Origin of the sequence: Pseudooceanicola marinus, from assembly GCF_002786295.1 — a bacterium.
GTDB classification, from domain to species: Bacteria; Pseudomonadota; Alphaproteobacteria; order Rhodobacterales; family Rhodobacteraceae; genus Pseudooceanicola; species Pseudooceanicola marinus.
In genome coordinates this window covers 81,724-97,879 of record NZ_PGTC01000029.1, presented here as the reverse complement: position 1 = coordinate 97,879, position 16,156 = coordinate 81,724, and the positions used below count along the sequence as shown (strand labels likewise).

Below are 16,156 nucleotides of genomic sequence, written 5' to 3'. Positions count from 1 at the left end.
CAGTATCCAAAGGGAGGAAAACCATGAAAACCCTGCTTATCGGCGCAAGCGCGCTGGCGCTTTCCACAGTGGCAGCGCTTGCCGAATACCCCGAACGCGCCATCGAGGTGACGATCCCGGCCCCCGCCGGCGGCGGCACCGACACCAGCGCGCGCAAGCTGGCCACCCTGCTCGAGGAAGAGCTTGGCACATCGCTCGCCATCCTTAACGTCGCGGGCGGTGGCGGCTCGGTCGGCGTCACCCAGTTCATGATGGACAAACCGAACGGCTATTCGCTGCTGGCAACCTGGAACAGCCCGATCACCACGGTGCCCCAGGTGCAGAACGTGGCCTACGACGTGGACAGCTTCACGCCCATCGCCTCGACCTCGGAAACCGCCTACACGATGTGCGTGTCCCCCGACTTCCCCGCCGAGACCGGCGAGGAATTCCTGGCCGAGCTCGCGGCCAACCCGGGCAAGTACACCTACGGCAACGACGGCATTGGCGGCACCATGCAGATGGCGGCCGAGCGCATCTTCCAGGCGAAGGACATCGAGGCCGTGGCCATTCCCTTCGGCGGCGCGGGCGAAACGCTTCAGAACTTCCTCGGCGGCCATGTCGACATCTACGGCGGCTCGATCTCGCCGGTGCTGCCCTACACCGACTCCGGTGAAGCCAAATGCCTGGTCGTGACCTCGGCCGCCCCGGTCGAGGCTCTGCCGCAGGCCGCGGGCCTCGAAGAGCTGGGCCTCGGGTCCGAGGAAACGCTCCTGTGGCGCATGGTGCTGGCCCCCGCAGGCACCGACCAGGCCATCGCGGACCGTCTGGCCGCGGCGCTCGAAAAGACCGTGAACGATCCATCCTATGTCGAATTCCTCGCCACCAAGGGTGAGGTGCCGAACGTGGTGACCGGAGAGGCGCTCGCCGAGCGGCTGCGCAACGAATACGACGCGCTCGCCAAGGTCGCCGAGAAGCTGGGTCTGGGCAGCTGATGGAACGGCGGCAGGATATCGTCCTCGGCGCCATCTTTGCCGCCCTCGGTCTTTTCGCGGCGGTGAAGGCCACCGCCTATTCCGGAGCGTCGGGCACCTATCCCATGGTGCTCGGCCTCGTCCTTGCGGCCTTCGGCGTCATCGTCGCGGCCAAGGCGGGCCTCCGGGGACGGGCAACCCCGCGCCCGCTGACCGAACACACCGGCCGCGTGGCTGTCACCGTGATCGTGGGCGCGGGCTATCTTGCCCTCGTTCCGATCCTCGGATTCTACACCGCATCGGCGCTTGTCGTGCTTGCTCTGCCGGTCGCGCTCGGCTTCTGGCAGCCGGTCTACCTGGCCGTAACGGCGGCCGTCTTCGTGGCCATCGTCTGGACGGTCTTCTCGATCGTTCTCGAAAAGCCGCTGCCGACCGAGTTCTGGCAAACCTTCTGATCGAGGCCATTCCATGGATATCGTGACCCAAGTTCTTTCGGGCGTCTTCGCGCTCGGGCCGATAGCGGCGATGATCGGCGCCTCGATCCTCGGCGTCTTCATCGGAGCCCTGCCCGGCCTCAACCCGGTCATGGCCATCGCGCTGCTGCTGCCGCTGACCTATTCGATGGAACCGCTGGTCGCGCTCGGCATGGTCGCGGGCATCTACAACGGCTCGATGTACGGCGGCGCCATCCCGGCGATCCTGCTGCGCATTCCGGGCACGCCCGCAGCCATCGCGACCACCTTCGACGGCTACCCGATGGCGCAGCGGGGCGAGGCCGCGCGCGCGCTCAAGATCGCCTGCTGGTCCTCGGCGCTCGGCGGCACGGCCTCGGCCATCGCCCTGATGACCATCGGCCCGATCCTGGCAAGGGCGACGCTGGCTTTCGGGCCGGCGGAGTATTTCTGGATCGCCATGTTCGGCATGGCCTCCATCGGCGTGCTCGTGGGCACGGACGCAGCCAAGGGGCTGATGGCGGCGACACTGGGTCTGTTGCTCGGCACGGTCGGGCTCGATCAGCTGTCGGGTACGGCGCGGTTCACCTTTGACCAGGTCTGGCTGCTGAGCGGGCTCGACCTCATCGTGATCCTTGTCGGGCTCTATGCCCTGCCGCCGGTCATCGCACTGGCCGAGGCGGCCGACCTCAAGGGGCTTTCGGCGGCGCAGCTGAAGCTGGAACCGGCCAAGGTACCGTGGTCCGAGGTGCGCAGCCTCGTGCCGACCTGGATCCGGTCCTCTCTGATCGGCATCGGCGTGGGCATCCTGCCCGGCGCGGGCGGCAATATCGCCGCCTTCCTCAGCTACAACGCCGCCAAGAGCGCCAGCGACGACCCCGACAGCTTTGGCAAGGGCAACCCGGTCGGCGTGGCGGCGGCGGAATGCGGCAACAACTCCGACAACGCGGCTTCGATGATCCCGGCGCTGACGCTGGGCATTCCGGGCAACGTCATCGCCGCGCTCGTGCTGGGCGCGCTGCTGATCCACGGGTTGCAACCCGGCCCGCAGCTTTTCCACCAGAACCCCGGCCTTGTCGGCGGCTTCATGGTGCAGATGCTGCTGACATCGCTGCTGATCCTCGCCGTCGGCGGCGCCGCGGCGACCAAGATCTTTGCCCAGGTCCAGAGGCTGCCCGGCGTGATGCTCGTGCCGACCATCCTCGTGCTGATGGCCGTCGGCGTCTACGTCATCAACGGCCGGGTCATCGACCTCTGGATCATGTTCGTGGCCGGTCTGGCGGGTTACGTCTTCGAGAAGACGAACATCCCGCTGGCGCCTATCGTCCTTGGCCTGATCCTCGGACCCATGGCGGAACAGAACGTGCGCCGGGCGCTCCTGATCAGCCGCGGCGATGTCACCGAACTGGTGACGCGGCCGATCTCGGCGGTCATCGCGCTTGCGACCCTTGGGCTCATACTCTTCCCGATCGTAGCAGCAATTTCGCGGCGTCGACGCAGCGCCTGACCTGATGTGACCAGAGAAATCCCGGCTCAGGATCGAGCCGGGATCGCCGCGCCCGGCCTCAGGCGGCGGGGAGACCTCAACGAAATCTCGGCGGTTCTGCCATCGGCCGATGCCATGCGCCTACAGTCTGAAGCCGACAGGGCCCAACAAGTCAGGCCGCAGGCCACTCATCCGCAGGTCCTCGATATCATGGCCCTCGACGCGCCTTGCGTGCGCTAGAGACCCGTCCCGATGCAGCCTTTGGGTATGCAAGCAAGAGGGAACCGGCGCCATGATCGACCGCTGAGACGACCGGGCCCGATGCTTCCACGGCTTGCCAAGGTCTGCTTCGGCGAAGCTGTACGCAGCATCCTGGTCGTGACGGAGGTCCGCTCGGGGCAGGAAGCGACAGACGGCGGGAGCCGAAAAGGGGGGGGCGATCAAGGATTGCCGAGCGGAGCATGAGACCGAAAGCTCTGGCTTCCGGCGTTAAACAGCGAGGCAAAAGACAGGCCGCCCCTGAACCCGGTGCCGATCGAAAGGACGACGGCCAGGGCTTTCAGCACAAGCACTCCACCCAGTACCCACCAGAACGCATCCTGGGCGTGCAAGGCCGAGCGCCCCGAGGATAGCGCCGCAGGGCTCGCCAGGGCGAGTATGGCGAGCCCGGCTCAGCCAACGACGGGCGCCAGCCAGGAAGGCATGACCGCGCGGAGCAGGGTCTCCACGCGTGTACAGCAGCGCATGACGGCGATGGCCATGGCCACGGTCGCGAAGGTGATCGCCAGGATCACGACGACCCCCGAGGGCCCGGGGGACAACGCCGGCACCTCGAAGTGCAGGCCGGAGGGGTATAGCACCATGCGCGTGCCTGCCGCGGCCAGTGACGCGATCACCACCGGCGCAAGGTTTCCGATCGAGTACGCGGCGATGACCAGTTCGAAGGCATAGAACGCCCCCGGGATGGGGGACTGGAGCAGCGCGGCAGTCCCAACGCAGGACGACGAGCCGGAGCCAGTATCCGAGCCGGGACCGGAGGATGAGGATCCGACAGCGTCGGGGCGCCGTCTTCACCCGGAGCTGGCGCAGCCTCAGCAGGTCGACAGGCAGTCCCCCATTGAGAACGAGTTTGAGTTTGACCCACCCGAGGATGAGGAGGATGCCGCCACGCGCAGTCGCCGCATCATGCAGCAGATGCGCGGTGTCGCGCGTCAGGTTTCTCTCAATTCTGACGATGGCATGGAGCTTTGATCATGGCCACCAGCCGCAAAAAGACGAAGATCTCGGTCTACCTCGATCCTGAGGTCATGCAGATGCTGGCAGACTTCGCAGCTCGTCGCGACAGATCCCAATCGATGGTGGCCGAGGCGGCGATCGCATCCTTACTCTATCCGGATGACGCGGAGCGCCGCGAGGCGGTTCTGGCCCGACGCCTGGATCAGATCGACAGGCGGATCACCCGGCTGGAACGCGATGTCGGGATCTCCGTGGAAAGCCTGGCCGTGTTCATCCGTTTCTGCCTTGCGACGACACCCGCTCTGCCGGAACCCGCGGCCAAGGCGGCACGGGCGAAAGCAGGGGGGCGTTACGAGGCATTCATCTCGGCTCTCGGTCGACGCCTGGCCCAGGGGCCGAAGCTGCGGCAGGAGGTTTCGGAGGATGTGGATGAGGTCGGCGCGTGAGTCCAAGGTGGCTTTCCATACGCACGCTTGGACGAACCGGTGCTCCGCAAGTGCAAAAGGCATATGGCTTCATGGACCCGAGGGGATCTATAGCCGTGAGGTAGCCAACTTGTAACTGGCGAAGCAGAAAAACACTCCCAGACCAGCCTCGATCCAACGGCGGGCGGCATTGAAGATTCTGACAACTGGCTGCGTCGAGAACGCGAGGGCATAGGTGAGATGCCCGGTTAGAGAGATGAGGAATGTGCCAGCGACTATCACCCCACCGATCCACCAAGGGGAGTTGGCATCAAGGCCGAGTGATATTGTCGCGGTCCATGTGAGCGCTGCTTTCGGGTTTGTCATCTGGATCAACAAGCCGCGGCGAACATAGTCAAAATTGTTGTTCGAGCCAGCAAGGGGCTTCGCAGTGATTTCGCCCACAGATAGAGCGGAACGGAAAGACTTAATTGCAAGCCAAAGAAGATAGCCTGCCCCGATGAATTTGATCAACGTCATAAGAGATGCATAGGCGATCAGAACCGTCGTCAGTCCTGCCCACGCCAGAACACCCCACAGAAATGAACCTGATGCGATACCAATGGCAAGTGACCGGCCTTGGTCACGCCCGACAGTCATGGACGTGCCGATGATAGAAAGAATATTTGGACCTGGGCTGAACATTCCAAGCACGAACACGCCGTAGGCAAGAAGTATGCCGTGCCATGAATGGGACAGTGCTTCAATCATCTGCGTTTCTCCAAATCTGCGTCATCATTGCAAGTCTCTAGCCTGATGATAGCGTTTCAGTCCTGTTCGACATAGAGGCTAGAACACAAGCTGCCCAATCAACGGTACAACCAACGAAACCTATCGTATGGCATCATTCAGGAGATCTAAAAGCGAGCTGGCGCGGTTGATAACGGAACCGCTGAAGATATTCCTGCCGCGGTTAATGCCTGTGTTCCCGTTTGCTGTCGCATTCCGAATCATCATGGTTGAACGGCTCGGCGCACGGCCACACCTTCCACGGCATTGAGTTTTCTTGAGGCGAGTTCAGTTCCGCCGATCACCTGTCTTTACACGCCACACTACGACGACCCTCGGAGCCCTGTTGAGACCTAGGCATTTTCGGCTTTCTTCATCGACCCCGATCCAGGGCAGCCTGTTGGAGGCGTCCGTAAGGGAACGGGGCCGGCATGGCAAAGACCGATCAGAGACCAGAGGTGATCCGGAGAGGCGCGCGGATTCTGCGTACCGCGCACGGGCCGGCGATCGCCGGGTTTCTGGACGACCCCATGACCGTCGAGGTGATGCTCAACCCCGATGGGCCGCTCTGGGTTGACCGACTTTCGGAGGGGCTGGCCGACAGCGGCAAGATGCTCAGCGCAGCGGACGGCGAGCGCATCGTTCGACGGGTCGCGCACCATGTTGGCGTCGAAGTTCATGGCCTCGCTGCGATCCTCAAGGGGGTGATGACCAACGCGCAATCCGCATTGGTCGATACCGATGCTGTGAACAAGGCCGCTGATGCGGATGTGGCCCTGCAGGAACTCGGCGCGGATCTGGCTGGCATGGCCTATGTCATGGCCACGATCACGCTCTGGGACGAGGATATGCGTATCAGAGGGCGTCCGCACCGATCATCGGCTTGTTCGATAATGGGTATCTTGTCTTCGCCCTGTTCTGGAGCAACTTGATCTTTGGTGATCGTCCGGGCTTCATTGATCTTCTGGGCATAGTGCTGATCGGAAGCGGGGCACTTCTTGCCACCACTGCCTCGGCCAATCGCGGACCGGACCAGAGCGAAAGGAATTGATCATGTCGCTGGACACCTGGATTGCCTATACCATTGCCTGCGTCGTCTTGACGGTGATCCCCGGGCCGAGCGTCCTGCTCGTGATCGCGCAGTCGCTGACGCGGGGCAGGATGGCTGCGGCGATGTGCATTCTTGGTGATGTCGTGGGGAGCATCGTGCTTGTCGGGCTGTCCTTCGCCGGGGTTGGGGCGATCCTGGCTACCTCTGCGCTGCTCTTCCAGGTCGTGAAATGGGCCGGTGTCCTTTACCTGGCGTGGTTGGGCATCGGCCAGATCATGGAGGCGCGTCGCGATGCACCCGAGAGGGTCACCCATGAAGGTGGGGCTTCTTCCTGGAGCAGCTTCTGGGCCGGAACCGTGACCGCCGTGCTGAACCCCAAGGCGATCGTCTTCTACATGGCATTCCTTGCTCAGTTCATCGACCCGCAAGGCGATCTGCCCGCGCAGCTTGCGGTGCTGACGGTGACCTCGAGCCTTGTTGTCGTGGTGCTGCTGGCCGGGTATGCGCTGATCGCGGAGCGGGCGGGTCGGCTCTTTGACAGTCGGCGCGCGCGTCGCCGCATGGGCTACGTTGGCGGCGGGTTCATGATCGGCGGAAGCGCGGTCATGGCGGTGACGCGTTAGAGCTTATCGGGAAGGTTGGACGTTGGATCATTTTTGTCTTGGTCTGCAGAGATGACAGGGCGGCTGCCCGTATGGTTTTCGAGGAACACATCAGTCTGAATTTTTCGGAGTTGGTTGTACCGGCAAAGACATTGAATGGGCGGGCGCCGCTTTTTTGGGAATATCGGACGGCAAGCTCTCCAAGCTTTGGGTGCTTGGCGATCTGGACGCTGTAAAGCAGCAATTGGGTGCGCCAACAGTTGGTCGGTTCTGACGTTCTATGTCTGCTTTGTCACGCTCTTTGCCAGGTCGCAATCGTCACAGCGAAGTCATCCAAGCAGGACTGCCCCGGTGGCAGCATCTCGAACGCGGTTGCCTGCTCGCCAATTGACGTTTCAGGTGTCCTCGTCCGTTTTTCGGCACCGTCCCGCCATCAGGTTTGCCATGGTGGGCTTCCCGGTAGCCCTGAGCCCGGCAACAGACCTACGGCTGCACGTTTGGCCGGTTCGTCGTGCTGGAACGAAGTGGTCCCGTAGATAGGTACCGCCTGATAGTTCCAGGTCGGAACGTGGCGGTGATGGTCAGCCTTGCTTGGAAAGAAGTTCGGTGAGATCTAGGCGTCTGGACCACGGAATATGGCCAGAACCTCTTGCTCCTCGGCGCTCAGCCGGTGCATGGCATTTGCTTGTGCGACATGGCCAACCAGTGATCCGTCCGGGGCCCGGAGCAACGGCATGTGGTTTGCCTACAATCCTTTTCCCGTCTGCGCCACGATACAGGCCGGTGGCGCTGTATCGAGTACCTCACGGATCGCCGCAGGATCGGTCTCTTCAAAATGCGATGGTGTGTACATTCCCGGCCCCTGTTGCGGTTGAGTATCGTGCCGCGCGGACGCAATGATGCCCCAACGCTTTTTATCAAGAAGCGCACCGCCCGGTGCGCGCTTCGATCGCCTGGACCACTGCGATCATGTCATCCTCATCGCGGCCCATGGCTTCGGTTTCCGCATAGAGCGCTTCACAGACGTTCATCAACGGGGAGGCAGTGTCGGCGGCTCTCGCCGCTTCTAAGACCAGACGGCTGTTTTTCAGCACGTCAGAGATGCCGGCCTGGCGACTGAAATCACGGTTGCGCAGCTTGTCGATCTTCACGCGGGAGACATCGCTGGCCATCGGCCCGGCGTTGAGGATGTCGGCGAAGCTGTCCATGTCGAGCCCGTGGCGCGCCGCGAAATGCGCGGCTTCGGCAAGGCCGGTGACCATGGTGATCAGGAAAGTGTTGACCGCCAGTTTCATCTGCAGGGCGGCGGGCACGGCGCCACAGTCGAAAAGCTGCTTGCAGATCGGCGCCAGCAGGGGGCGCAGGCGTTCGATCTCCTCGGGAGATCCGGCCAGCATGCCGACGAGCTGACCCGTCTCCGCCGGTTTTCGAGAGCCCGAGACCGGCGCCTCGACAAAGCACCCGCCTGCCACAGCAATGTCTTGCGACAGGCGAAAGGAGTAGTCAGCCGAGGTCGTGCCCATCGAGACGACGCATTGCCCGTCCACGCGGCGCATGAAGGCCTCGGTGCCGCGGCCCAGCACTGCATCGGTCGCCCCCTCGTTTTCCAGCATAAGAAGCACGGTGTTGCACTGCTCGAAGACCTCGTCCACATCGGCGGCGACCACGGCCCCGGCCTCTCTCAAGGGCGCGGTGCGCTCCGGCGTCCGGTTCCAGACCATCAGGGGGTGTCCGGCGTGGCGCAGGTTTAAGGCCATAGGTTGGCCCATGGTTCCGAGCCCGATGAAACCGATCTGTTCTCCTGTTTGCATGACTCTCTCCCGTGTCTGCGGGACGCAGGCTAGCTGACCTCAACAATTTAGAATAACGAATTGATCAAAAGTCTGCGTTCAATAAAACGGGTAATTTCTCCTGGCGTCGATATTGACATTGGTGCGTTTGCCACGCAGCGTGTCGCCACTCACCCGGGGGGTCTCGACAAGAGGCTGAGATACTGCTGGCCGGATTCCAACACCGCGCAGCGCAGTGACCCGATGAACCTGATCCAGTTCACACTGGCGTAGGGATGGTGTCATGGCTGCGCGGGGATCGCCCCGACCAATCGGCGTTTTGCGCGAGCCACCTCCATTCGAACGCGGAACTGGGTCTCCAACGCTTTGAGCTATGGAGGCTCCGACCGATGAATGACCTGACCCCAAACGTCACCAAGGGCCCGCTGCCCGCCTCGCGCCGCGTCTGGCAGGCGGGCGTGCTGCACCCCGATATCCGCGTGCCGATGCGCGAGATTGACCTGCACCCGACCTCGGGCGAACCGCCGGTTTCTGTCTATGACAGCTCTGGTCCATACACCGATCCCGATGCCCGGATCGCCATCGACCGCGGGCTGCCGCGTCTGCGCGAGGGCTGGGTTGACGCACGTGGCGACACCGAACGCTATGACGGCCGCCATGTCCGGCCCGAGGACAACGGTTTTGCCGATGGCGCGCGGCTGGTGCCGGAATTCCCGGTGCGCCACGCCCCGCGCCGGGCGTCCGGGGGGCGGGCGGTCACGCAGATGGCCTATGCCCGCGCGGGCATCGTCACGCCCGAGATGGAATTCGTCGCGATCCGCGAAAATATGGGCCGAAAGGCCGCTAAAGAGGCGCTGCTGCGCGACGGCGAGGATTTCGGCGCCGAGATCCCTGATTTCATAACGCCCGAATTCGTGCGTGACGAGGTGGCTAAAGGGCGGGCGATCATTCCATCCAACATCAACCACCCCGAGGCCGAGCCGATGGCGATCGGGCGCAACTTTCTGGTCAAGATCAACGCCAATATCGGCAATTCGGCGGTGACTTCCTCGATGGCCGAAGAGGTGGAAAAGATGGTCTGGGCCACCCGCTGGGGCGCCGATACCGTCATGGACCTGTCGACGGGGCGCAACATCCACAACATCCGTGACTGGATCATCCGCAACAGCCCTGTGCCCATCGGCACCGTGCCGCTGTATCAGGCGCTGGAAAAGGTCGGCGGCATTGCCGAGGATCTGAGCTGGGAGGTGTTCAGAGACACGCTGATCGAACAGGCCGAGCAGGGGGTGGATTACTTCACCATCCATGCGGGCGTGCGGCTGCACATGATCCCGATGACGGTCGACCGGGTCACGGGGATCGTATCGCGCGGCGGGTCTATCATGGCCAAGTGGTGCCTGCACCATCACCGCGAGAGCTTTCTCTACGAGCATTTCGACGAGATATGCGACATCGCGCGGGCCTATGATGTCAGCTTCTCGCTCGGGGACGGGCTGCGCCCCGGCTCGATCGCCGATGCCAACGACCAAGCGCAGTTTGCCGAACTTGAGACGCTGGGCGAACTCACGCAGATCGCCTGGGCCAAGGATTGTCAGGTCATGATCGAAGGGCCGGGCCATGTGCCCATGCACAAGATCAAGGCCAATATGGACAAGCAGCTCGCCACCTGCGGCGAGGCGCCGTTCTACACGCTTGGGCCCCTCACGACCGATATCGCGCCGGGCTACGACCATATCACCAGCGGTATCGGCGCGGCGATGATCGGCTGGTTCGGCACGGCGATGCTGTGCTACGTGACCCCCAAGGAACACCTCGGGCTGCCGGATCGCGACGACGTGAAAACTGGCGTCATCACCTACAAGATCGCCGCCCATGCTGCCGATCTGGCCAAGGGGCATCCGGCGGCCCGCCTCCGCGACGATGCGCTGTCGCGCGCAAGGTTCGAGTTCCGGTGGGAAGATCAGTTCAACCTGTCGCTCGACCCTGAAACGGCGCGGTCGATGCATGACGAGACCCTGCCCAAGGAAGCCCACAAGGTCGCGCATTTCTGTTCGATGTGCGGGCCGAAATTCTGCTCGATGCGGATCAGCCACGACATCCGCGCCGAAGCCCAGAAAGAGGGGATGGAGAAGATGGCCGAGAAGTTTCGCGACGGCGGAGACCTGTATATCCCGCTGGAGGACATGAAATGAGCCAGTCACCTCAGGAATTGCTGGCCGCCCTGCGCGCCGCGCCGCCACTGGTGCAATGCATCACCAACTATGTCGCGATGAACATTGCGGCCAATGTGTTGCTGGCCGCCGGAGCCTCGCCCGCGATGGTCTCGGATGCCGAGGAAGCCGGCGAATTCGCCCGCATCGCCGGCGCGCTGACGGTGAATATCGGCACGCTGTCCTCGCCCTTCGTGTCGGGAATGCGCGCGGCGATCGAAGGCGCGCAGGCCGCCGGGAAGCCGTGGGTTCTGGACCCCGTCGCCTGTCAGGCCACGGCGCTGCGGCGCCGGACGGCGGCGGATCTGGTGGCGCTGAAACCGACGATTATCCGGGGCAATGCCTCCGAGATCCTGTCGCTGGCGGGCGAAGCCAGCCAGGGGCAGGGCGTCGACGGGCGCGACAGCGTGACGGCGGCGGAAGAGGCGGCGCGCTGGCTGGCCGCGCAGACCGGGGGCGTGGTCGCGGTGACGGGCGAGAGCGATTTCGTCACCGACGGCACGCGCGCGGCACGGATCGCGGGCGGATCGCCCTATATGCCGATGAACACCGCGCTGGGCTGTTCGCTGACGGGCCTGTGCGGCGCTTACGCGGCGGTTGCGGATGACCCGTTTGACGCCACCCTTGCGGCACTCGCGCATTTCGCTGTGGCGGGGCGCCGCGCGCATGAGCAGGCGCAGGGGCCGGGCAGTTTCGCGCCGCGTTTCCTTGATGCGCTGCACGCCGTGACCCCAGAGGCTCTGGGGGCCGAGGCGTGCAGCGCGCTGGAAAGTGTCACGGCATGAAGCCCGCGTTCGATCTGTCGCTGTATCTCGTGCTCGATCCCGGCCTTTGCGCCGGGATCGGGATGGTCGACACCGCCCGCCGGGCGGTCGCGGGCGGCGCCACGATGGTGCAGCTGCGCGACAAGACGGGTGGCACGGCGGCGATGATCGAAACCGGCCGTGCCCTGAAACGCGCGCTTGCGGGAACCGGGGCGCGGCTGATCGTCAACGACGATGTCGAGGCTGCAGTCGCGATCAGCGCGGATGGCCTGCATATCGGGCAGGGCGATATGGCCGTGGCCGAGGCCCGCGCGCGGATTGGCGAAGGGATGCTTCTGGGCCTGTCGGTGGAAAGCCCCGCGCTGGCTGCGGCGGTCGATCCGCATCTGGTCGATTACATCGGCGCCGGGCCTGTCTTTGCCACGCCGTCTAAGCCGGATCACAAGGCCCCTGTGGGCTTCGACGGGCTGGCGGCGCAGATCGCGGCCAGCACGGTGCCCGCCGTGGCCATCGGCGGGCTGAAGGCCGACCACGTGGCGCACGCCCTGAGGGCCGGGGCGCGGGGCGTCGCCGTGGTGTCGGCGATCTGCGGCCAGCCGGATCCCGAAGCGGCGGCGCGGGTGCTGCGTGCAGAGATCGCCGCCGCGGTGCCCTGACGTCCCGGGAAGGCCGGGCGACGCGAACCGCCCGGCCCACTTATCAGGCGTGCCACTCGAGACGTGCGTTCTCGAAGGGCAGCCCCTCGTCGTCACTGTCCCGACGCCGGACCTCGCGAAACCCGAGCGCGGTGTAGAACCGCATCGCCTGAACGTTGCTGGTGTAGACGTCCAGCGACAGCCGCCGGTTGCGTGCCCTGGCCTGCGCGATCAGCTGGCGTCCTGTGCCCTGGCCCTGGTGGCGAGGCGCGACGAACAGCCCCCCGATGTGGGTGTCGAGCAAGCTGATGAAGCCGACGGGTCTGCCACCGCGGCAGGCCACCGACGTGTCGGCCATGGGAAGGTAGTGGTTCTCGATCAGCTTGCGTTGTCGGGTCAGGCGCGCGGAACCCAGAAAAGGATGCGCCAGAAGGGACGCATCGAACCAGATGTCCGATAGGGGGGCGATGTCCGTCGCCTTGTCGAAAGGCCGGATCAAGAGAGGTGAGGGATGCATTGGATGTCCTCGGAAAAGCATACACGAAGGCCGCCGGCACGAATGTGCCGGGTCAGGCCGGAAACGGCGGAACAGAACCGTCAGCTGCGCATGAATCTCCTTCCAAGGCTGGTCGCTGTGTAGGCACTGGCGTCGCATGTGACAAGGCGCGCGTTGGTCGCGGAGGCGTCAGCCGGATGGCCAATACGCATGAAAATGGTGCACCGGTCCGTGGCCTTGGCCCACGTCCAGCGCGTCGCTTTGGGCAAGCGCGGCATGCAGATAGGCCTTGGCGCGGGCGACGGCCTCGGGCATGTCGTGATTTGGCAAAAGCGCCGCGATGGCCGAGGAGAGGGTGCAGCCAGTGCCGTGATCGTTGGTCGTGGCGATGCGCGGAGCGGCATAGGTCTGAGTCGCTTCAGGACCGGCCAGCAGGTCGGTGCTATCCGCGCCTGCCAGGTGCCCGCCCTTGAGCAGCACGTAGTCCGAGCCGAGTGCCAGGAGGTCGGGCAGGGCGGCCTGCATCGTCTCGGCGGTCCACCCGTCTTCTCGGCCCAGCAGCACGGCGGCCTCTGGCAGGTTCGGGGTGATGATCGTCGCCATCGGCACAAGCGCCTCGCGCACGGCCGAAACCGCTTCGGGGTCCAGCAGCGCGTGGCCGCTCTTGGCCACCATCACAGGGTCGAGCACGATGTTGCGCGCGCCGTGATGACGCAGCCGGTCGGCCACGGTGCGGGCGATCCCCGCGTTGGCGATCATGCCGATCTTCACCGCGTCAATGCGCACGTCGTCCAGTACCGCGTCGATCTGAGCGGCGACGAAATCGGGGTCGAGCGCCTGGAAGGAGCGAACACCTTGGGTGTTCTGCACGACCACCGCAGTGATGGCGGAACAGGCATAGGCGCCAAGCGCGGACATGGCCTTGATGTCGGCCTGGATGCCTGCGCCGCCCGAAGGGTCGGTGCCCGCGATGGTCAGGACATTGGCGATCATGCCAGCACCTCCGACATCAAGGCGGCGGCCTCGTGCGCGACCTCTGCCACATCGAGGCTAAGGGCGAGGCTGGTTCCCTTGAGGGCTTTAAGATCGACCCAACGCGCCTCCAGCGCGTCGTCCCCTGCAACCGGCTCTCCCGCCGTCCATCGGAACAGCACGGCGATCAGGATGAAGTGTTGGCGCAGGTGACCGGCGTTGTCGTGGTCAAGCGCGTCAACTGCCGTGAATACGCGGAGCGGCTCGGCGGAAATGCCGGTTTCCTCCGCCAGTTCTCTTGTTGCGGCTTCGAACGGTGTTTCGCCGTGCTCGATCTTTCCGCCCGGAAATCCCCATCGTCCGGCGTCCGGTGGATTTGCGCGGCGAACGAGAAGGACCTGGTTGTCGCGTATGACGGCGGCGATGGTCGCCGGAATCGGGCGGGGGGCTGTCGATGGAGATGGCAAGGCGGCCTCGTGATTCTGAGGCCGGCAAGGGCAAGAGAGCGCTGCGATCCTGTCCCTTCGCCGGCATGATCCGGATCAGGTTCAAAGGGTCACCGCGCTGCCCAACGGCCCTGCGACCGAAGCGCCAGCGATATCTCAGCCCCTTGTCGGGACACCCCTAGGTGGCTCGGAGCCTATCAGGACGGTGGCCGGAATCAACGCCTCCCGCGCTGTGAAATGCCGGGTCCAGATGCCCGAGCGTCTCTTCTCGCAGCACTTCTGCAAGTCTTTCGGCAAAACGCGACAGGTTCGGCGCCCGTAGCAGGCGCACCTCGATATTCGGCAAGTCCGGCAGGCCAAGCTCTGCGCCGACACAGGCGATATCCTTGGGTCTGCCGTGATCGGTGCGCACGGCGATGCCCAGACCACGGCGCAGGCCGGCCCAGACGGCGGGCAGGCTGGGCGTGGTGAGCGCGGCGCGCCAGCGCGTCTGGCTGTGATCCAGCGCGGCAAGCATGGCCTGCCGAAACAGGCAAGGGTGGTTGAACATGATGAGGGGGAGGGGATCGGCGACGGTCTTGTCCAGCAGATCGCCATGCGCCAGCCAGTGCATGGGGCATTCGCACAGGGGTTCACCTTCGGCCGAGCTGCCGGGCCGGAAAAAGGCAACCGCGGCGTCGATGCGCCCGGCCCGGACCTCTTCGGCGAGCCTGTGGTTCTCCCCGGCCTGTACGTCGACATGCACGTTTTCCACGTCCTGTCCGAACCTGCCGAGTGTCGCAGGCATCACGTCATCGAAGAAATCCTGCGGCAAGCCAAGCCGCACGGTGGCCTTGCCTGCCGCAGCGCCAACCGAGAGCGCGGCTTCGTCGTTCAGCGCGACGATACGCCGGGCATAGGCGATGAAAGCCTCGCCCGCTTCGGTTGGCACGAGGCCGCGTCCCTTGCGAACGAACAGCGTTGTGCCCGCCTGCTGTTCCAGCTTCTTGAGGTGCATGCTGACGGCAGATTGCGAGCGGCCGAGTTGCACGGCAGCGCGCGCGAAGCTTCCCAGATCCGAGCCAACGACGACCGTACGGAGCGCGTCCATGTCAAAGCTTGGCATTGGTCCCGATTCTCGAATTACTAGGTTTCGACCTATTTGATTTTCTTAAGTCATAGTCTCGCGTACTCTTCCGTTCAAGAGGACGCTCTCCAGCCGGCTGCGATTTTGCGGCAGCCGGAAGAGAGATTAAGGACCAAAACCAGGATGATCGGAAATACCCTGATACTCATCGCGGCCGCCCTGCCGCTCATGGGCAGCCCGGGGCCGGCCACGATCAGCTTGGCGAGTCTGGGTGCTGCATTCGGGTTTCGGAACGCTCTGCCGTATCTCATGGGCATCATACTTGGAACCATCGTGGTACTGGCGATCATCGCGACCGGCGTGTCCGGGGTCATGTCTTCCGAGGCCTGGTTGCTGGTGGTCCTCCGCATTGCTGCGGTGGCCTATATTCTTTACCTGGCGTGGAAGATTGCGACGGCGCCTGTCGGGCGAACGCCAACTGGCGCAGATGGTCGTTCAGGCGTTGTTATAGGGTCGTTTCTACCGGGTCTGGGCCTTTCCGTCGCCAACCCCAAAGCCTACGCGGCGATCGGCGCCGTGTACGCCGGATATTCGATCACGCCCGAGCACCTCTTGCTTGACACGCTCCTGAAATTTGCCGCGCTGGCCTTCGTGGCTGCGGTGGTGAATACCGCTTGGCTTGCGTTCGGAAGCACATTCGCCCGCTTTCTGGAAGATCCGAGCTTGGGGCGCGCAATCAATATCGCATTCGCTATCATGCTCATACTATCGGTCGGCGTTGCGTTGGCCCTCGGTTAAATACGA

At 64.1% G+C, this 16,156-nt stretch carries 16 protein-coding genes, 4 pseudogenes and 2 riboswitches; of the genes and pseudogenes, 12 read left to right on the top strand and 8 right to left on the bottom strand.

Annotated elements, in window-relative coordinates:
- Positions 1 to 23 precede the first annotated feature (23 nt).
- From CVM50_RS19825 to CVM50_RS19815, 3 genes are read left to right on the top strand one after another with little or no spacing between them, the layout of a single operon-like run.
- Positions 24 to 974, top strand: coding sequence for a Bug family tripartite tricarboxylate transporter substrate binding protein (locus tag CVM50_RS19825; RefSeq protein WP_085887127.1), 951 nt, complete (start codon positions 24 to 26; stop codon positions 972 to 974).
- Positions 974 to 1,408, top strand: a complete 435-nt coding sequence (locus tag CVM50_RS19820; RefSeq protein WP_085887126.1) for a tripartite tricarboxylate transporter TctB family protein — start codon at positions 974 to 976, stop codon at positions 1,406 to 1,408. Before CVM50_RS19825 ends, CVM50_RS19820 begins: the two co-directional genes overlap by 1 nt.
- A gap of 13 nt (positions 1,409 to 1,421) precedes the next feature.
- Complete coding sequence (locus CVM50_RS19815) at positions 1,422 to 2,912, top strand: tripartite tricarboxylate transporter permease (RefSeq protein ID WP_085887125.1); 1,491 nt, start codon at positions 1,422 to 1,424, stop codon at positions 2,910 to 2,912.
- A 419-nt stretch (positions 2,913 to 3,331) separates the two neighbouring features.
- On the opposite strand, the pseudogene CVM50_RS22220 reads toward CVM50_RS19815, so the two are convergent.
- Positions 3,332 to 3,856, bottom strand: a pseudogene (locus CVM50_RS22220) (chloride channel protein).
- Between the two features lie 288 nt (positions 3,857 to 4,144).
- On the opposite strand from CVM50_RS22220, the gene CVM50_RS19800 reads away from it, so the two are divergent.
- Positions 4,145 to 4,573: a CopG family transcriptional regulator gene (locus CVM50_RS19800; RefSeq protein WP_085887123.1), complete on the top strand. Its 429-nt coding sequence runs from the start codon at positions 4,145 to 4,147 to the stop codon at positions 4,571 to 4,573.
- Between the two features lie 87 nt (positions 4,574 to 4,660).
- Here CVM50_RS19800 and CVM50_RS19795 read toward each other — a convergent pair whose 3' ends face one another.
- The gene (locus CVM50_RS19795; protein WP_100148557.1) at positions 4,661 to 5,302 is read right to left on the bottom strand and encodes a LysE family translocator; all 642 of its coding nucleotides are present in this window, start codon (positions 5,300 to 5,302) and stop codon (positions 4,661 to 4,663) included.
- Positions 5,303 to 5,799: 497 nt separating this feature from the next.
- On the opposite strand from CVM50_RS19795, the pseudogene CVM50_RS19790 reads away from it, so the two are divergent.
- The 4 genes and pseudogenes from CVM50_RS19790 to CVM50_RS22295 all read left to right on the top strand — a co-directional run.
- A pseudogene (locus CVM50_RS19790) lies at positions 5,800 to 6,000 on the top strand (P-type conjugative transfer ATPase TrbB); the annotation flags it as partial.
- Positions 6,001 to 6,203: 203 nt separating this feature from the next.
- A complete protein-coding gene (locus CVM50_RS22300) occupies positions 6,204 to 6,371 on the top strand; it encodes a hypothetical protein (RefSeq protein WP_408634077.1) in 168 nt (55 codons plus the stop codon).
- A 2-nt stretch (positions 6,372 to 6,373) separates the two neighbouring features.
- A complete protein-coding gene (locus CVM50_RS19785; protein WP_085887122.1) occupies positions 6,374 to 6,994 on the top strand; it encodes a LysE family translocator in 621 nt (206 codons plus the stop codon).
- 88 nt (positions 6,995 to 7,082) lie between these two features.
- Positions 7,083 to 7,247, top strand: a pseudogene (locus CVM50_RS22295) (ester cyclase); the annotation flags it as partial.
- 159 nt (positions 7,248 to 7,406) lie between these two features.
- Here CVM50_RS22295 and CVM50_RS19775 read toward each other — a convergent pair.
- Together CVM50_RS19775 and CVM50_RS19770 are read right to left on the bottom strand one after the other, a co-directional pair.
- Positions 7,407 to 7,709, bottom strand: a pseudogene (locus CVM50_RS19775) (FMN-binding negative transcriptional regulator).
- Positions 7,710 to 7,890: 181 nt separating this feature from the next.
- Positions 7,891 to 8,784, bottom strand: a complete 894-nt coding sequence (locus tag CVM50_RS19770) for an NAD(P)-dependent oxidoreductase (RefSeq protein ID WP_085887120.1) — start codon at positions 8,782 to 8,784, stop codon at positions 7,891 to 7,893.
- A 144-nt stretch (positions 8,785 to 8,928) separates the two neighbouring features.
- A riboswitch (TPP riboswitch) is annotated at positions 8,929 to 9,057 on the top strand.
- A gap of 95 nt (positions 9,058 to 9,152) precedes the next feature.
- Here CVM50_RS19770 and thiC point away from each other — a divergent pair.
- The 3 genes from thiC to thiE are packed head-to-tail and all read left to right on the top strand — an operon-like array spanning position 9,153 to position 12,393.
- Positions 9,153 to 10,955, top strand: a complete 1,803-nt coding sequence (gene thiC / locus CVM50_RS19765) for a phosphomethylpyrimidine synthase ThiC (RefSeq protein ID WP_085887119.1) — start codon at positions 9,153 to 9,155, stop codon at positions 10,953 to 10,955.
- Positions 10,952 to 11,758: a hydroxyethylthiazole kinase gene (gene thiM / locus CVM50_RS19760; RefSeq protein WP_085887118.1), complete on the top strand. Its 807-nt coding sequence runs from the start codon at positions 10,952 to 10,954 to the stop codon at positions 11,756 to 11,758. Before thiC ends, thiM begins: the two co-directional genes overlap by 4 nt.
- Positions 11,755 to 12,393: a thiamine phosphate synthase gene (gene thiE / locus CVM50_RS19755; RefSeq protein ID WP_085887117.1), complete on the top strand. Its 639-nt coding sequence runs from the start codon at positions 11,755 to 11,757 to the stop codon at positions 12,391 to 12,393. Before thiM ends, thiE begins: the two co-directional genes overlap by 4 nt.
- A gap of 43 nt (positions 12,394 to 12,436) precedes the next feature.
- On the opposite strand, the gene CVM50_RS19750 is transcribed toward thiE, so the two are convergent.
- The 4 genes from CVM50_RS19750 to CVM50_RS19735 all read right to left on the bottom strand — a co-directional run bounded on the left by CVM50_RS19750 (position 12,437) and on the right by CVM50_RS19735 (position 15,376).
- Positions 12,437 to 12,889, bottom strand: coding sequence for a GNAT family N-acetyltransferase (locus tag CVM50_RS19750; protein WP_085887116.1), 453 nt, complete (start codon positions 12,887 to 12,889; stop codon positions 12,437 to 12,439).
- Positions 12,890 to 13,057: 168 nt separating this feature from the next.
- Positions 13,058 to 13,861 (bottom strand): bifunctional hydroxymethylpyrimidine kinase/phosphomethylpyrimidine kinase, encoded by an 804-nt coding sequence (gene thiD, locus CVM50_RS19745; protein WP_085887115.1) that lies wholly within the window; start codon positions 13,859 to 13,861, stop codon positions 13,058 to 13,060.
- Entirely contained in the window at positions 13,858 to 14,307 is a 450-nt protein-coding gene (locus CVM50_RS19740; protein ID WP_085887114.1) for an NUDIX hydrolase, read from the bottom strand. Before CVM50_RS19740 ends, thiD begins: the two co-directional genes overlap by 4 nt.
- 34 nt (positions 14,308 to 14,341) lie before the next feature.
- Positions 14,342 to 14,476, bottom strand: a riboswitch (TPP riboswitch).
- A complete protein-coding gene (locus tag CVM50_RS19735; RefSeq protein WP_085887113.1) occupies positions 14,465 to 15,376 on the bottom strand; it encodes a LysR substrate-binding domain-containing protein in 912 nt (303 codons plus the stop codon). It overlaps the preceding riboswitch by 12 nt.
- A gap of 159 nt (positions 15,377 to 15,535) precedes the next feature.
- On the opposite strand from CVM50_RS19735, the gene CVM50_RS19730 reads away from it, so the two are divergent.
- The gene (locus CVM50_RS19730; RefSeq protein WP_085887112.1) at positions 15,536 to 16,150 is read left to right on the top strand and encodes a LysE family translocator; all 615 of its coding nucleotides are present in this window, start codon (positions 15,536 to 15,538) and stop codon (positions 16,148 to 16,150) included.
- The last annotated feature ends 6 nt before the right edge of the window (positions 16,151 to 16,156 follow it).

Bases quoted from the DNA above. Each gene is read 5' to 3' on its own strand.
- thiD (WP_085887115.1), bottom strand. From the start codon at position 13,861: ATGATCGCCAATGTCCTGACCATCGCGGGCACCGACCCTTCGGGCGGC.
- thiE (WP_085887117.1), top strand. From the start codon at position 11,755: ATGAAGCCCGCGTTCGATCTGTCGCTGTATCTCGTGCTCGATCCCGGC.
- CVM50_RS19815 (WP_085887125.1), top strand. From the start codon at position 1,422: ATGGATATCGTGACCCAAGTTCTTTCGGGCGTCTTCGCGCTCGGGCCG.
- CVM50_RS19730 (WP_085887112.1), top strand. From the start codon at position 15,536: ATGATCGGAAATACCCTGATACTCATCGCGGCCGCCCTGCCGCTCATG.
- thiM (WP_085887118.1), top strand. From the start codon at position 10,952: ATGAGCCAGTCACCTCAGGAATTGCTGGCCGCCCTGCGCGCCGCGCCG.
- thiC (WP_085887119.1), top strand. From the start codon at position 9,153: ATGAATGACCTGACCCCAAACGTCACCAAGGGCCCGCTGCCCGCCTCG.
- CVM50_RS19770 (WP_085887120.1), bottom strand. From the start codon at position 8,784: ATGCAAACAGGAGAACAGATCGGTTTCATCGGGCTCGGAACCATGGGC.
- CVM50_RS19735 (WP_085887113.1), bottom strand. From the start codon at position 15,376: ATGGACGCGCTCCGTACGGTCGTCGTTGGCTCGGATCTGGGAAGCTTC.
- CVM50_RS19795 (WP_100148557.1), bottom strand. From the start codon at position 5,302: ATGATTGAAGCACTGTCCCATTCATGGCACGGCATACTTCTTGCCTAC.
- CVM50_RS19785 (WP_085887122.1), top strand. From the start codon at position 6,374: ATGTCGCTGGACACCTGGATTGCCTATACCATTGCCTGCGTCGTCTTG.
- CVM50_RS19800 (WP_085887123.1), top strand. From the start codon at position 4,145: ATGGCCACCAGCCGCAAAAAGACGAAGATCTCGGTCTACCTCGATCCT.
- CVM50_RS19820 (WP_085887126.1), top strand. From the start codon at position 974: ATGGAACGGCGGCAGGATATCGTCCTCGGCGCCATCTTTGCCGCCCTC.
- CVM50_RS19750 (WP_085887116.1), bottom strand. From the start codon at position 12,889: ATGCATCCCTCACCTCTCTTGATCCGGCCTTTCGACAAGGCGACGGAC.
- CVM50_RS19825 (WP_085887127.1), top strand. From the start codon at position 24: ATGAAAACCCTGCTTATCGGCGCAAGCGCGCTGGCGCTTTCCACAGTG.